Genomic DNA, 14,875 nt, shown 5'->3' with positions numbered 1-14,875 from the left:
GGGTCATGGCGTGCGACGCCTCCGCGCCAACGCGACGATGCCCACGATCACGACGAGAGCACCCACACCCGCGGCAGCGAGCAACAGCCCGTTACCGCCGTCCTCGTCGTCCGACGGCGCGGCGGCCCGGGACGGCTCCGGAGTCGTCGCCGGGGGCGCCGCGCTGGTGGCGCTCGGAGTCGGTTCGGCGACGGGCAGGTCGGCGGTGAACGTGAAGACGCCCTGCAGCGGATGACCGTCGCCCGCCACGATGCGCCAAGCCACGGTGTACCGGCCGGAGACCAGCGGTTTCACCGGCTGATGCAGTGTCCGGTCGATGGCACGGGGCTTCCCGTCGCCGTACGTGGCGCCGTCCGGGCCGGTGACCACAACCGTGCTGAAGTTTCCGCGGATCGCCCCGGCGAACGTCAGGGTGATCTCGTCGGGCGCGGTGGTGATCGTGCTGTTGGCGGCCGGGTTGCTGCTGGCGATTCCCGAGTGCGCGTGCGCGGGAGTGGCGAGGAGCACCGTCAGGACGGCGCCCACGAGTACCAGGGCTGTCCTCACGAGAGCACCTGCTCGCCGACCCAGCCACCCTCGGCGCACCCGGGCGGAATCGCGAACACGGCCGATCCGATCGGCGTCGTCCATTCGTTCATCAGGTCCTGTTCGGCGAGGCGCTGCTGGATGGGGATGAACTGCTCGGTGATGTCAGCCTGGAAGGCCGCGAAGATCAGACCACTGTCCGGAACGCCTGCCGCGTCTGGCTCGCCGTCATAACTGTAGGGACGACGCAGAATGCGGAGCCGTTCATCGCTGACGTGCGCGCGAGTGACGTGGGCGAAGTCCGGCATCACCGGCAGACCGCTGGCATCGACGGCGGTGAAATCCGGTTCGTCGTGCTCGGCTGTGCCGGTGAGTGGGGCACCGGTGTCCAGGCGGCGGCCGGTGACGAGCTCCTTGTCGGTGCGGGACAGCTTGTCCCACGTCTCGATCTCCATCCGGATCCGACGGAGCACGAGAGTCGTGCTGTCGCCGGACCAGACCGCGGGGTCGTACGACGGGGTGCCCGGCTTCGGGTTGACGGTGCCGTCGAGCTGGCCCATCAGGTTGCGGTGCGTGGCGCCGTCGGCCTCGACCCCGCGTCCGCGCCGGAAGCCGCGCTGCACCCACCGCACGCTCGCGAACGGCCGGGCGTCCTTGATGAGCATGCGCTGGGCGTGGGCGACCGTCGTCGGATCGTCCGCACAGACCTGCAGCAGCAGATCGCCGCCGGACCACCGCGCCTGCAGCCGGTCGATGGGGAACCTCGGCAGGTCGGCCAACGGGGATGCGAGGCCGGCGGCCCGGTAGAGGCCGGGACCGAAACCGAACGTGACCGTCAGCCGCGCGGGCGTCGTGGCCAGGTCGGCCTCGGTGTCGCCGAGAGCGGGGCGCCCCTGGGTGAGACGGGCCGCGTCGTCGGAGAGCAGGCGCAGCATGCGGCGGAGCGCGGCCCGATCGGTGCCCGGCTTCAGCGCGAACGCGAGGAACGACGCGAACGCCTGCGGGCGGGTGTCGACGCCGGCTTGGCGGCGGCCGTGGAACGGCTCGCGCTGTTGCCCGTAGTCGGCAGGTTCGGTGCGCGGGGCGGGTGCTGGATCGGTGGTGGAAGCGGCGACCGCCGTGGCGGAGGCGGCGCCCACCAGGGCACCGCCCACCGCCGCGGCACCGCCGGTGAGCAGACCCCGCCTGCTCACCCCGCGGCTGTTCGGACGCTCGCTCATGCCGACGGGCTGGCGCTCGCGTCCGCGCCGTTGTGGGAGTCGGTCATGTCCATGCCGCCGTCCGGTGCATAGCTCTCCTCGGCACCGGAGTACGGCTTGCCGACCGCGGTGAACGGAACGCTGCTGCCGTCGGAGAGCTTCAGGGTGATCGTGACTTCGTCGCCGGCCTTCACCGGCGTCTTCACGTCCATGAACATGAGGTGGTCGCCGCCGGGGGACAGCTCGTGCGAGCCCTTGGCCGGCAGCGTGAAGCCGTTCGTCTTGGGCTGCATGATCATTTTGCCGTCCTTCATCACCATCTCGTGCAGTTCCATGACCGAGACGGACGAGGACGCGCTGACCACCGTCAGCGGCTTGTCGGTGTTGTTCACCAGCGTGCCGAACGCGGCGGTCATGCCCTTGTCGGCGGCCTTGACCCAGGGGTCGGTGATCGAGACGGCTGTGGCCGCCGACTCCGACACCGTCGGGCTCACCGACGTGGAGGGGGTCGACGTCGACGAGTTGTCCGAGTTGCCGCAACCGGCGAGCAGGCCTGCGGAGACGACGGTGAGGGTGAGGACGGCGAGTCCACGGGCACGACGGGTCGAGCAGTACATGGATACCTCGAGAGATCTCAAAGCGGGCAGGGGAAGGCCGCTAGTTGGGCGGCGGAAGACCACGCCATGACCCGCTCAGGTACTCGACACGCGCATCGCCCGGCGCGCACCCCCTCAGGCCGCGCCTCGGCGAGGCACGGCGGGAAGACGCCGGATCAAGTAATCGGCGCCGGGGGGAGCAAGGAGGCGTCCGCAAACGCTGCGGGTGGCCGCACTGTCCTCGCGACCGGGCTGGCGACGGGTCGAAGTGACCAGCGTCGGACCTGCCGACCGGAAGAGACGTCGAGTCAGGAAGTCACGGCGCGCACGCGCGGCGGACCGCGCCGAACCACACTGCGTAGCCACGTGGGCTCCGGCAGAGGCGCCGCCAACTCGGCGAGCCGGGCCCAGAAACGACGCGGCGCCGGCGCGGGCACCCGCAGTGCCGCCAGCGCGAACAACCCAGCGAACGAGGGCAAACGCCGGGCGAGCCAGTGGACCAGGCGCCAGACCGCGACCTCACCGGCGTAGAGCCAGAGCGCAGTCAGCCCACCGGCGACGACGTGCGCGGTGAGCATCGCACCGGGCGCGGGCGTCGCCATCATGGCGTGCGCGTCCGCCGACGGAACGACGCTGAACAGTCCGTGCAGACCTACCTGAGTGACGGCGAGACCGGCGGCGATGACCGGCAGGCCGCGCTGCCGACCGGTCAGCAGCATCGCCACCGGAATGACCGAGCCGGCGCCGGCGAGCAGCGCCATCAGCGGCGGCAGTCCACCGTGCGCCCAGCTGTGCAACGTCACCGACAGGCTCAGGCAGACGAGGACGAAGACCAGAGCGCGCGCTTCGCGCAGCAATCCCTGGCTCGTCATGGCCCGAATGATGCCAGACGCCGGTAGCGCTCCGTATTCGTGTCCCGACTTTCACTCGCGGTCAAAGTTGGAGCGTGTGGTCGGCTAACGATGCTTCGGCGGTGTCGTGGCTGGCCAGGACCACGGCGGCGCCGCCCCGGCTCCGTTCGGCGAGTAGCTCGTGCACACGGTGCCTGCTGCGGGTGTCGAGCGCGGCGGTGGGCTCGTCGAGGACGTAGACGTCGGCGTCCTGGACGAGCGTCTGGGCGATGAGAGTGCGCTGCCGCTGCCCGCCGGACAGTTCGCGGAGCCGTCGGCGGGCCAGGTGCGCGAGGTCCAGCCGCTCCATCATTCCGGTCACGGCCGCGCGATCGGTACGGCCGAGGCGTCGCAGCAGTCGGCCGGGGGAGAAGCGTCCGATCGCGACGCATTCCGCGACCGTCAGCGGGAGTGCGTCGATGCCCTGGGTGCGCTGGGGAAGGAGGGCCACGCGGGCGCCCTCGCGGCGGTGGACGCAGCCTTCGGTGGGTGTCTCGACGCCCGCCAGTAGGTGCAGGAACGTGCTCTTGCCCGAGCCGTTCGCGCCGACGACCACCAGCGTGGACGCGGATTCGACGCCCAGGCTCATCGCGCGCAGGACGGGGACGCCGGCGTAGCGGAAGCCCACGCCCTCGACGGTGACGACCTCGACCATGCGACCTCCAACTAGAAATGACAACCGTTTTCAGTATAGTGGGCCGCGTGATGTCGTCCCTGGTCGAGCCGTTCACCGTTCCGTTCGTCGTCCGCGCGCTGGCGGGCGGTGTGCTGTTGGCGGCGGTGTGCGCGCTCGCCGGGGTCTGGGTGATCGCCCGTGGGATGACCTTTCTCGGCGAGGCGATGAGCCACGGCATGCTGCCCGGCGTCGCGATCGCGTCGATCCTGGGCGGCAGCCTGGTCGTGGGCGCCGCGGCGAGCGCGTTCGCCATGGCGATCGGCGTCAACGCCCTACGGCACAGCCGCGAGTTCGGGCGGGACACCAGCATCGGCCTGCTGTTCGTCGGGATGCTCTCGGTCGGGGTCATCGTCGTGTCCCACTCCCGGTCGTTCGCGACCGACCTGACGGCCTTCCTCTTCGGTGACGTGCTGGCGATCCGGGCACCTGACCTGCTCTTGCTGGGTGGGGCCGTCCTCGTCGTCGCGGTCGTCACCTTCGTCGGTTACCGGCCGTTCCTGGCCTTGACGTTCGATGCGCGCAAGGCCCGGACGCTCGGCTTACGCCCGGATCTCGCGAACGCGGTGATGCTGGTCCTGCTCACGATCACGATGGCGGTGGCCTTCAGCGTCGTGGGCACGCTGCTCGCCTTCGGCATGCTCATCGCGCCCTCGGCGGCGGCGCTGCTGGTGGCACGACGGCTGCCGATCGTCATGCTCACCGCGTTCGGGATCGGCTCGGCCGCCACCGTGCTCGGACTGTGGATCTCCTGGTTCGCGGCGACGGCGGCCGGCGCCACGATCGCCGCCGTTGCCGTGTCCCTCTTCTTCGTGATCCTCGGCGCGCGCCGGACCGCGTCCGCGGTGCTGCGCGCCCGGTCGTCGACGGTCGCGTCCACCGCTGCCGAGAAAGGATGGCTGTGATCAACCGCAGGACGCGCCCGGCTCGTTGGCGCCTGCTCGGGACCGCGGTGAGCGTCGTCGTGGCGTTATCGGCGTGCGGCTCACCGGAGAACACACCGCGGGGCGCGGACGAGACACCGCACGGCTACGTCGAAGGCGCACAGGAGTTACCCGAGCCGCAGTCGGCCATCGCCTACGCGAGCCGCGGTTCGGAGCGGCTGCAGCTGCTGGACCTGACCACGCAGAAGGAGAAGGACGTCGAGCTGTCGCTCGGCGCGCAGCGCATCGCCGAGGACGGCCGCTTCGTCTACGTCGACGACGGTGATCGACGGCTCGAGATCGTCGATTCCGGCGTCTGGACGGTCGATCACACCGACCACGTCCACTACTACCGCGCGCCGGCCCGATCGGTCGGCGTCGTCTCGCTCGACGCCGCGATCGACACGATCACCGGCTCCGAAGCCCACACGACGATCGGCACGGCCGACGGACGAATCACCGTGCTCGATCGCCGGAAACTCCAATCGGGCGACGTGGCCGAACTGTCGACGATCGATACCCGCAGTTCGACGCCGTTGGCCGTGCCGTACGCGGACGCGCTGCTCGTTGCCCTCGGCGACGATCCGGGTCGGCCGGCGAACCGCATCGTCGCGATGGACGCACGCGGCACGCCGACCGGCGCCCTGGACGTCCCGTGCGCGGCGCCGCGCGGATGGGCGGTTCTGCGCGGCGGTGCGGTCATCGCGTGCGAGACCACCGTCGTCCGCGTCAAGCGGCAGGGCGATCGGCTCGCGGCTACGGCAGTGGCAGCTCCCGAGGCGCCGATCCCGCCCGACGGACTGGCCTACCGTCCGCGCAGCAACGAGGCGGCCGTGGCGGACCGCACCGGCATCTGGTCGGTGAACGCCGCCAAGGCCACCGTGCGGTACGTGCCCGCCGGCGACCGGCGCCTCGTGGCGGCCGCGTCACCGGCGGACGGCGACACCGTGCTGGCCCTGGACGAGTCCGGCGCGTTGACCAGCTACGACGTTGCGACCGGCAAGGCTCTCGCCACGGCGTCCGTGCTGGGCTCGCCCAGCGGCGCAAGCCTGACGCTCGACATCAACCGGGCGTACGTCGCCGAGCCGGAAGCCCGGGTCATCCGCGAGATCGACTACCGCGACGGGCTCCGGACGGCCCGCACGTTTCGGGCTTCCGAACGACCCGATCTGGCTGTCGAGGTCGGCCGATGAGACCTCGGCTGCTGACGGCGCTCGTCGCCACTATCGGCCTGCTGGCCGCCGGCGTCGCCTGCACGCCGTCCGCGCGCACCCACATCGTCGTGACGACGAACATCCTCGGCGACGTCGTCCGGGAGATCGTCGGCGACGAGGCCCGCGTGACCGTTCTGATGAAACCCAACGCCGACCCGCACTCCTTCGCGATCTCCGCCCGCGAGGCCCGCACCATGCAGACGGCCGACCTGCTCGTCTACAACGGCCTCGGCCTCGAGGAGGGCGTGCTCCGTCACGTCGAGGCGGCGAAGGACGCTGACGTGCCCACCGTCGAGGTGGGCGCGCGAGCCGACCCGATCGAGTACCAGGACGGCGACGCCGCCGGACTACCCGATCCGCACTTCTGGACCGATCCGATCCGTATGCAGACGGCGGTGCGCCTGCTCGCGGACGAGATCGTCGAACACGTCGACGGTGTGGACGCAGACGTCGTCCGGCAGCGCGCGAAGTCGTACCAGGTCGAACTCGGCGAACTGAGCCGCGAGCTGGCGACGGGCTTCGCGGGGATACCGGCGGACCGCCGGGTCCTCGTCACCAACCACCACGTGTTCGGCTACCTCGCCGCCCGCTACGACCTGACGGTCGTCGGCACGATCATCCCGAGCGGAACGACGCTCGCGTCGCCGAGCGCCTCCGACCTCGCGTCGCTGACCACCGCGATCAAGACCCACCGGGTGCGGGCGATCTTCGCCGACACCTCGCAGCCCGCGCGCCTCGCCGAGGTGCTCGCATCGTCGGCGAGAGTCACGGTGCGCGTGATCGCGCTCTACTCGGAATCGCTCAGCGAGGCGGACGGTGAGGCCGCGAGCTACCTGGCGATGATGCGCTTCAACACCGACGCGATTCTCGACGGCCTCACCGGCTGATCCCACGCCTGCGCTGTCGCGGACCCCTGCTCGTTTCTGAATGAAAATGATTGTCAAACTCATCTAGGAGGATGTGGTGACTCACCTCGGGACGCGCGGCCTGGTAGCCCTGGCTGCCGCCGCGTTACTGGCGCTCAGCGCCTGTGCGAACGAGGCGGACGGTGGGACGGCTTCGCCCTCCGCGTCGTCCGCCACCACTTCGGCGAAGAATCCGGTAGCGATCACCTACGACGGTGGCATCTACGTGCTCGACGGCGAATCCCTGGCCGTGGCGCACGACGTGAAGCTCGACGGCTTCAACCGCGTGAACCCGGCCGGCAACGACACCCACGTCGTCGTGACAGCCGCGGACGGGTTCCGAGTGCTCGACGCGGTGACCGGCCGGATGACCGACATCACCTACCCGGGCAGCAAGCCCGGTCACGTGGTGCTGCACGGTGATCGCACGATCCTGTTCACCGACGGCACCGGCGATGTGAACAGCTTCGACCCGAAGGACCTCGCGAAGGGCAAGCCCGAGGGGCGTACCTACCAGACGGCGCAGCCGCACCACGGCGTAGCCGTCGAGCTGAGCGACGGCACGATGGTGGTCACCCTCGGCACGGACGAGTCACGCCCGGGTGCGATCGCCCTGGACGAACAGGGCAAGGAGATCGCCCGCAGCGAGGAGTGCGAGGGCGTCCACGGGGAGGCCGTCGCGAAGGGCGAGGTCGTCGCGCTGGGCTGCGAGGACGGCGTGCTGCTGTTCAAGAAGGGCACGTTCGTCAAGGTCAAGGGCGACCGGGCCTACAGCGCCGTCGGTACGCAGGTCGGCAGCGAGGTGTCGCCGATCGTGCTCGGCGACTACAAGGTCGACCCGGACGCGGAGCGGGAGTTCCCCGAGCAGTTCGCGCTCGTCGACACCGCGGCCCACACGTTGCGGGTGGTGCCGATGCCGAAGGGCGTGAGTTACAGCTTCCGCTCGCTGGCGCGTGGCCCGGAGGGTGAGGGACTGATCCTCGGCACCGACGGCAAACTGCACGTCGTCGACCCGGCCGTCGGCAAGATCGTGAGCTCGTGGCCCGTGGTCGGCCAGTGGAAGGAGCCGATGGACTGGCAGCAGCCGCGTCCGGCCCTGTTCGTGCGCGGCGGCGACGCGTACGTGACCGAGCCGGCGACGAAGAAGGTGCACCGGCTCGACCTCGCCACCGGCAAGGTCGTCGGATCCACCTCCCTCGGTGGCATCCCCAACGAGATCAGCGGAACGCTGTCCACGCACTGACGGTGCGTGCCATTGCGACGGCCGCCGAGCACGGCGGCCGTCGCAGTCCGTTGCTGTCCGGTCAAGCCGACTGAGCTTGGTGCAGGCCGAAGCGCACACCCTGGTCGTCCTGGCAGAAGCGAATCGGCCGAAACCCGGTTCCGCGGGGCCGGGATCCTCGGCCTTCCCACCGAGTTCACGGACGGCCGCGACGGCCGCGACGATGTCCGAAACCGCGAAGAAGACATCGATGCGACGCTCCTCGTCGTCGTCGTGCAGCCCACCACGGATCGTCGGGGTCTCGACCCATGCCTGGTCGCCGCCGCCCATCGGATGGAAAGTCCACTCCAGCAACGAGCCGTAGAACGCCTTCGCGCGTTTGGCGTCCGGGACGCCGATCTCGAAGAAGCCTGGTTCCCCGCTCATGAGTGTTCCCTCGGTCGTCGCGACGTTGATGGCACCGACGGTAGGGGGACGGCCCGCGGCGGTCTTGGACGTTTGTTACCAGGGGAGCGCACCGGGCTGCAGGCCGGCCAGGTCAGTGCCCGGTGCCCGGTAGGTCAGCCAGTTGCGCGGCGAGGTACTCCGTGGGCGTGCACTGCCCGAGCGCCTGGAAGTCCCGGTTCAAGTGGGCCTGGTCGTAGTAACCGCAGGCCAGCGCGATCGACGCGAGTGACCGATGGCCGGGGCGGGTCAACAAGTCCCTGGCGCGGGTGAAACGCAAGATCCGCGCTGCGGACTTCGGAGTGAGCCCGGTCTGTGTCCGGAACCGTTCCGCGAGCCTGCGCCGACTCCAACCGGTGTCCGCGATCAGGTCGCTGATCGGCAGATCGCCGTGGCAGCGTTCGAGCCGTTCCCATGCGGCGACGAGGGTCCGGTCCGGACGGGGGCCGGTGGCGGCAGCGCGGCTGAACACCGTGTCGAGGACCGCGAATCGCGTCCGCCAGTCGGTGGCATCGGCCAGCCGCTCGCTCAATCGTGTGCCCGCGCGCCCGAGCACTTCGTCCAGGCCGACCACGCGCCCTGCGATCTCATCGGTGGGCACGCCCAGCAGTTGGTAGGCGCCCCACGGACTGAGCCGAACCTCGACCCCGTCCTGCACGCCGGCATGCTCGGTTCGCGTCACGCCTTCACCCGGCCCGGCCACGAACGACGACAGCCGGCGCCCGCCGTCGCGCCCGGACGCGTCGGCCACCAGCAGCGGGTCACCGAAGCACACGATCAGGACGACGTTCGCGGCCCCGAACTCTCGCCGGGCAACCGGCCGGAGCGACTTCTCGGAGAACCCGTGGTACGACCCGACCAAACCCGCCAAGCCCGCGCCGGGAGCACCGTGGGTCGTCTCCCAGTGCGCGGTCGAGGACTCGCCCCGCTCGACGCGCAGCTCACCGGCCATGCCAGCAGTATCCACGGTAGGAGCGAGGTAGCCGGCTAGCGAGATGCGAGTGCTCGGTACGGTGCCGGCATGGACGACGACCTGCGCGAATCGATGATCGATCATGTCCGCACCGAGGTCGGGCGCGGCTCGGCGACGTTCCTCGAGGTCGTTGAGAGCACCGTCGAGTACCTCGAGGACGAGGTGGACTCGGACGACCTGCGGGCGCTGGCGTGGTCGGTGGCGAGCGAGGAGTTCGCGGCCGCGCTGGCCGCGCAGGCGACCTGGCCGGAGCGCACCGACAACGACCGGCTCACGGAGGCGTTTCGTGCGCTCGACGCCGCCGGGATCGTCGCCAGGCAGGATTTCGCCTGCTGCCAGAACTGCGGGCTCGCCGAGATCGGCGGTACGGTGCCCGACCCGACCGCCGCTCGCGGGTACGTCTTCTACCACCAGCAGGACGCGGAGCACGCGGTCGAAGGCGGCGGTGTCTTCCTCGCCTACGGGCTGTTCGGCCAGGCGCCGACGGCGGAGATCGGCGCCGAGGTGGCGGCCGCGCTGACCGCAGCCGGCCTCACCGTGAACTGGGACGGCGCCACCGAGAAGCGGATCCACGTGTCGCTCGACTGGGCGGTTCGCCGGCACGGCCCGCGGGCCGCGTTTCCGTCCGGCCCGGCGCCGGAGCTCGACGTCGAGGTGGAGGTCGTCTCCGGTGCGAAGTGGTTCGCGATCGAGGGCGAGCAATCCGCCGAGGTGCTGGCGCTGCTCGACCTGCCGTGGCTGCCGACCGACGTGCGCTTACGGGTCACCGGTGAGGGCGAACCGGTCGTCGTCCACCGGGAGTTCGACCGGCTCCTCACCGGCGACGGACGGGTCGCCGGGCGCTTCGACGGCCTGCGGCTGCTCCGCGGCGAGGCGTCCGGGGAGTACACCCCCGAGCCGAACCTCCTGGAGGTCCGCTACGACGACGGCAGCTACCACCACGACCGTCCGATGACACTCGCCGAGACCCTCGACGTGGTGCGGGCCGTGCCGACCGCCGGAACGTGGCTGTGCGCGTTGGGCCGTAGCGGTGGCGTTGTCCAGATGAGCTGGTCGGACGGGCGACTCTGGGTGGAGTCGCCGAACGCGGCCGAACAGACGACGACCGGCGCGCACGCGTCGATCGCGGACGCCGAGCGGATGCTGAGGGTGCTCGCGACCGAGGACCGCGTCGCCGTCCACGAGCTGGACGGCGTCGGCACAGCGCCCTGGTAGCGGTCCCCACACCCTCTTGGGTCTTCGGTAGCGGTATATCTTCGTCACCGATATATTACTCAGTATGACGATGCCGCTCCGGGAACCCACGTTCCTGATCCTCACCGCCCTGGCGCGCCGGCCGTTGCACGGGTACGGGCTGATCACCGAGGTCGCCGAGCTCTCCGAGGGGCGCATCACGCTGCGACCCGGAACGCTCTACGGCGCGCTCGACCGCCTCACCGACGACGGCTTGGTGGCCCTCGACCACGAAGAGGTCGTGGACGGCCGGCTTCGCCGGTACTACCGGCTGACCGACGAGGGCCTGCAGGTGCTCGGCGCGGAGACCGAGCGCATGCGCCGCAACCTCGAGGCCGCGACCGCCCGACTGAAAGCCTCCGGGTGGGTCGCGCGTCCGCGGTCGGCGGGCGGTGCGGCATGAGCGACCGTCTGGAGCGACGTTACCGGCGGCTGCTCCGCGCCTACCCCGCGGACTATCGGGCCGAACGCGGCGACGAGCTGGTCGGCACCTATCTGGACACCGTCGCGCCGGGCCGGAGCCGGCCGGGAGTTCGTGACGCCGCCGACGTGCTGGCCGGCGCGTTCCGGCAGCGCTTACGGGCGCGGGGAGCGTCCGGGTTGCCCGGCGGCGTCTCGATCGCCGCGGTGCTGGCGCTGGCGACCGGTTCGATACTGGCCACCTGCTGGCTAGTGACGATCGAACTCGCACCCCATACGTTCAACTACACACCGGGGCGTCCGTTCGGGCCGTTCCACACGTCCGCCGCGTTCGCCTGGCTCGCGTGGCTGGCCGCGGCCGTCGCGTTCGCCGCTGGAGCGGGCCGGTGGTGCCGGTGGCTGATCGGGTCCGCGCTCGTGTTGATGGTCCTCGCGAAACCGATCGGGGTAGTGGCCGCCCGCGCCGTGGACGCCGAGCCGTGGTTCGACCTCTACGAGCCGTCGTTCGTCGTCCTCGTCCCGCACGCCGCACTCAGCGTCCTGGCGCTGGCCGCGCCGAGCCGCCCGGGGCCGGTCGTGCGGTGGATGCCGCTGGTCGTGGCTCTCCTGTCGGTCGTACCGGCCGTGCGGAAGCAGGACGCGGCCTACTGGGAATACGCTGTCTTCGGTTCGCGCCTGTTGCTGGGAGTAGCGGCGCCCCTCCTCCTGCTCGCCACCGTCCTCGTGGTCATCTACTTGCTGGCGCGGCGGGACGCGCGAGCGCTCTGGGTCCCGTTCGCGGTGTTGCCGCCCCTGGCGCTCATGTCGGTGGACCTGACCATCTACTTCGGGCTAGTGCTCTCCGACTACCCGGGCGGTCGGGACTCCACCCCGATGTGGTTGTGGCGGTCGACGGTCAGCGTCGTGTCGGCGACCGTCACAGTCGGCGCGTTCTGCCTGGCGGTTGCGCTCAGCGGCCGCCCCTCGGCCCGGACGACCCGGGGGAGCGGCCACGGCCTTCAGCCTGTTCCCGGGGAGAACGCGTGATCTGTCGGCGTTCCTGGGATGATCAGAGCTGACATCGTTTGACCCGAGAACCAGCGCCGTGGTGGTAGGTGGGTGCGCTGGCGTGTTCGTGCTGGTCGCGAACGCGCCCGACCCACTAGGAGTAGAGGTGTCCCACCACCATGACGCCGACGTTGTCGTCGTCGGCGCCGGTATGGCCGGTCTCGTCTGCGCTGACCGGCTGCGGCTGCGCGGCGTCCGCGTCGTACTGCTCGAGGCAGAACCGCAGGCCGGCGGCCGGACCGCCGGCCTCGACCTCGACGGCGAGGCCGTTGACCTCGGCGGCCAGTTCATCGGGCCGGGCCAGGACCGGGTGTATGCGCTGGCCGCGGAGCTCGGTGTCCGCGCGTTCCCGACGCACACCGCGGGGGCGAATGTCCTGGAGACCGAAGCCGGCGAGGTCCGGCGCTTCCGGGGCATGGTGCCGAAGCTCGGCCCGCTGGCTCTGCTGGACGTCGCACGCGCGCAGAGGCGTCTTGACCGGCTCGCCCGCACTGTCGATCCCGAACGGCCGTGGGCCGGCACGAACGCGGCCACCCTCGACGGGCAGACCTTCCGGTCGTGGATCGACCGCACCGCGAAGACAGCGGGTGGTCGGCGCTTTCTGGACCTGGCCTGCCGGGCGATCTGGTGCTGCGAGCCGAGCGAGGTCTCGCTCCTGCACGCGGTGTTCATGGTCAGGGCCGCCGGCAGCATCGCGGCGCTGACCGACTTCGAGGGCGGTGCCCAACAGGACCGGCTGGACGGCGGAGCCCATGGTCTCGCCCAGCGGCTCGCCGACCGGCTCGGCACGGCGGTACGACTCGGCGCACCCGTGCGGCGGATCACGCAGCACGAGTCGGGGGCCACGGTGACCACCGCCGACGGCACGGAGTGGTGCGCCGGACACGTCGTGGTCGCGGTGACTCCTCCGCTCGCGGGACGCATCGAGTACGACCCGCCGTTGCCCGCCGACCGCGACAACCTCACCCAGCGGCTACCGATGGGCAGCGTGATCAAGTGCGTCGCCACGTATCCGGAACCGTTCTGGCGGAGGGCCGGCCTCAGCGGTGCCGCGCTCAGCCTGCGTGGTCCGCTCACGCTGACCGTCGACAGCAGCCCGCGGTCGGGACACCGAGGGATCCTGATCGGGTTCGCGACCGGGTCTCCCGCCCGCGACCTCGCCGGCCGGACACCCGCCGACCGCAGAACAACTCTTCTCGACGCCCTGTCGCGGCTGTTCGGCCCGGAAGCCGGGACGCCGACCGGCTACCTGGAGCGTGATTGGAACTCGGTGGCGTTCACCCGTGGCGCCTACGCCGCGGTATTTCCCCCGGGTGCCTGGACCCAGCTCGGCGCTGCGCTCCGTAAACCGGTCGGACGGATCCACTGGGCCGGGTCGGAGACGTCGTCGCGCTGGTACGGCTACATCGAGGGCGCGGTGCGCTCCGGGGAGGCCGCTGCGGATGCGATAGCTCCGACCTGAGCCTGTGCACGCGTGAAGATCCGGCGACCGGCAGCCGCCGGATCGTCACGGCGCGAGGGCCCGGCGGCTCGGGTCGGGTCCGGTACGGCAGCTGTCGACCGGGCCGATGGCTCCCGCGGCCATGCCCCGTCATGTCGGTTTGTTAGGGTCTGAGGCGGCGTATCCGAACAACTCCCCGCGGGAGCAAGCAATGGCTGACGAAATTGAGCCGCAGGACACGCCTGACGGTGCCGAGGCGGAGGCCGAACCGTTCCTGAACCGGGCCGCCCGCCGGGCGAAGGGCAAGGGCGGCGCCACCACGAGTCAGCCGACCTCCGATGGAGGCAAGATCGGTAACCGGGGACCGGTTGCCAGTCAGCGCCAGTGGGCGAACCGGCGCAGCGGCGGCTGACCTTCAAGGGCTAGCCGGAGTGGGGATCGGCGATGGCGCGCACTGGCGCGCCCGCTGATCCCCTGGCTCGTTTTGGCCCGACGACGAACTGGCAGGGCACGCCGCGATTGCCCTGCCTTCACTGACCGTTCGGCACGGGGGCGCGATCCGCGTCGCACGTAGGCAGGACGGCATGGACGAGGTCCCGCACGGCGGCATCGATGTCGGCGGCATCCAAAGGCTGGTTCGCGTTGGCCCCGGCGATGTTGTCGAAGAGGATCCCGTCGATACAGGCCACTAGCCACCGCGCTTGGCGAGGCGGATCGCTGGCGCCGAGCCTGGCGAGGATCGCCGCGATTCGTTGGCGCAGGTCGGTGCCGGAACGGTGGAGCGCTGAAGCGACCTTTGGCCGGCGCACCGACTCGAGCGTGAGTTCGTATCGGGCGAGGTGGCGTCCTCGACCGGTCGTCAGCCACCGGTGCAGGACCTCGGTGAGGGCTCGGACGAGAGCGGTCCGGTCCGCCGCTGTGATCAGCGGTGCCAGCGCGTCGAGTTCGGCGTGGTCGTCCTCAACCAGTCGCTGGACGCAAGCGCTCAGGAGCGCTGCACGGGTGCGGTAGTAGTACGAGGTGGAGCCGGGCGGCAGGTCGGCGGCCGCGTCCACCGCGCGGTAGGTCAAACCTCGCGAACCGTGTTGCGCGAGGACCTCGAGGGCGGCGTCGGCGACGAGTCCATGCCGGGAAGAGACCACCGGCACACTCTATCGATGTAGAGCCGAG

At 70.7% G+C, this 14,875-nt stretch carries 16 protein-coding genes; 9 read left to right on the top strand and 7 right to left on the bottom strand.

The window, feature by feature from the left end; translation table 11 throughout:
- Window positions 1-3: 3 nt before the first annotated feature.
- The 5 genes from ABEB28_RS17830 to aztA all read right to left on the bottom strand — a co-directional run bounded on the left by ABEB28_RS17830 (window position 4) and on the right by aztA (window position 3,865).
- Window positions 4-546: a copper resistance CopC family protein gene (locus ABEB28_RS17830; protein WP_345729243.1), complete on the bottom strand. Its 543-nt coding sequence runs from the start codon at window positions 544-546 to the stop codon at window positions 4-6.
- A complete protein-coding gene (locus tag ABEB28_RS17825; RefSeq protein ID WP_345729242.1) occupies window positions 543-1,745 on the bottom strand; it encodes a Dyp-type peroxidase in 1,203 nt (400 codons plus the stop codon). Before ABEB28_RS17825 ends, ABEB28_RS17830 begins: the two co-directional genes overlap by 4 nt.
- Window positions 1,742-2,341, bottom strand: coding sequence for a copper chaperone PCu(A)C (locus ABEB28_RS17820; protein WP_345729241.1), 600 nt, complete (start codon window positions 2,339-2,341; stop codon window positions 1,742-1,744). Before ABEB28_RS17820 ends, ABEB28_RS17825 begins: the two co-directional genes overlap by 4 nt.
- A gap of 287 nt (window positions 2,342-2,628) precedes the next feature.
- A complete protein-coding gene (locus tag ABEB28_RS17815) occupies window positions 2,629-3,192 on the bottom strand; it encodes a hypothetical protein (RefSeq protein WP_345729240.1) in 564 nt (187 codons plus the stop codon).
- Between the two features lie 61 nt (window positions 3,193-3,253).
- Window positions 3,254-3,865, bottom strand: coding sequence for a zinc ABC transporter ATP-binding protein AztA (gene aztA, locus ABEB28_RS17810; RefSeq protein WP_345729239.1), 612 nt, complete (start codon window positions 3,863-3,865; stop codon window positions 3,254-3,256).
- A gap of 50 nt (window positions 3,866-3,915) precedes the next feature.
- Here aztA and aztB point away from each other — a divergent pair, with 50 nt between their 5' ends.
- The 4 genes from aztB (at window position 3,916) to aztD (ending at window position 8,168) form a co-directional block, all read left to right on the top strand.
- On the top strand, window positions 3,916-4,788 hold the full coding sequence (gene aztB / locus ABEB28_RS17805; protein ID WP_345729468.1) for a zinc ABC transporter permease AztB: 873 nt from the start codon (window positions 3,916-3,918) through the stop codon (window positions 4,786-4,788).
- Window positions 4,785-5,999 carry a YncE family protein gene (locus tag ABEB28_RS17800; protein ID WP_345729238.1) on the top strand — a complete coding sequence of 405 codons (1,215 nt, stop codon included), beginning with the start codon at window positions 4,785-4,787 and terminating at the stop codon, window positions 5,997-5,999. The genes aztB and ABEB28_RS17800 overlap by 4 nt, the downstream gene beginning before the upstream one ends.
- On the top strand, window positions 5,996-6,907 hold the full coding sequence (gene aztC, locus ABEB28_RS17795) for a zinc ABC transporter substrate-binding protein AztC (protein WP_345729237.1): 912 nt from the start codon (window positions 5,996-5,998) through the stop codon (window positions 6,905-6,907). The genes ABEB28_RS17800 and aztC overlap by 4 nt, the downstream gene beginning before the upstream one ends.
- 73 nt (window positions 6,908-6,980) lie before the next feature.
- A complete protein-coding gene (aztD, locus tag ABEB28_RS17790; protein ID WP_376980246.1) occupies window positions 6,981-8,168 on the top strand; it encodes a zinc metallochaperone AztD in 1,188 nt (395 codons plus the stop codon).
- Between the two features lie 517 nt (window positions 8,169-8,685).
- Here aztD and ABEB28_RS17780 read toward each other — a convergent pair.
- Entirely contained in the window at window positions 8,686-9,543 is an 858-nt protein-coding gene (locus ABEB28_RS17780; RefSeq protein WP_345729235.1) for an AraC family transcriptional regulator, read from the bottom strand.
- Between the two features lie 69 nt (window positions 9,544-9,612).
- Here ABEB28_RS17780 and ABEB28_RS17775 point away from each other — a divergent pair, with 69 nt between their 5' ends.
- The 5 genes from ABEB28_RS17775 to ABEB28_RS17755 all read left to right on the top strand — a co-directional run bounded on the left by ABEB28_RS17775 (window position 9,613) and on the right by ABEB28_RS17755 (window position 14,117).
- Entirely contained in the window at window positions 9,613-10,779 is a 1,167-nt protein-coding gene (locus ABEB28_RS17775) for a DUF6891 domain-containing protein (protein WP_345729234.1), read from the top strand.
- A gap of 64 nt (window positions 10,780-10,843) precedes the next feature.
- Entirely contained in the window at window positions 10,844-11,200 is a 357-nt protein-coding gene (locus tag ABEB28_RS17770; RefSeq protein WP_345729233.1) for a PadR family transcriptional regulator, read from the top strand.
- A complete protein-coding gene (locus tag ABEB28_RS17765; protein WP_345729232.1) occupies window positions 11,197-12,243 on the top strand; it encodes a hypothetical protein in 1,047 nt (348 codons plus the stop codon). Before ABEB28_RS17770 ends, ABEB28_RS17765 begins: the two co-directional genes overlap by 4 nt.
- Before the next feature lie 127 nt (window positions 12,244-12,370).
- Complete coding sequence (locus tag ABEB28_RS17760) at window positions 12,371-13,726, top strand: flavin monoamine oxidase family protein (protein WP_345729231.1); 1,356 nt, start codon at window positions 12,371-12,373, stop codon at window positions 13,724-13,726.
- A gap of 190 nt (window positions 13,727-13,916) precedes the next feature.
- Window positions 13,917-14,117: a hypothetical protein gene (locus tag ABEB28_RS17755; protein WP_345729230.1), complete on the top strand. Its 201-nt coding sequence runs from the start codon at window positions 13,917-13,919 to the stop codon at window positions 14,115-14,117.
- A 118-nt stretch (window positions 14,118-14,235) separates the two neighbouring features.
- Here the strand turns inward: ABEB28_RS17755 and ABEB28_RS17750 are convergent, their stop codons facing one another.
- A complete protein-coding gene (locus ABEB28_RS17750; protein ID WP_345729229.1) occupies window positions 14,236-14,847 on the bottom strand; it encodes a TetR/AcrR family transcriptional regulator in 612 nt (203 codons plus the stop codon).
- Window positions 14,848-14,875: the final 28 nt, after the last annotated feature.

This window comes from Cryptosporangium minutisporangium (genome assembly GCF_039536245.1).
GTDB classification, from domain to species: Bacteria; Actinomycetota; Actinomycetes; order Mycobacteriales; family Cryptosporangiaceae; genus Cryptosporangium; species Cryptosporangium minutisporangium.
Note: the sequence above shows the minus strand (reverse complement) of the source record. Positions and strands in the feature narration are given on the sequence as shown.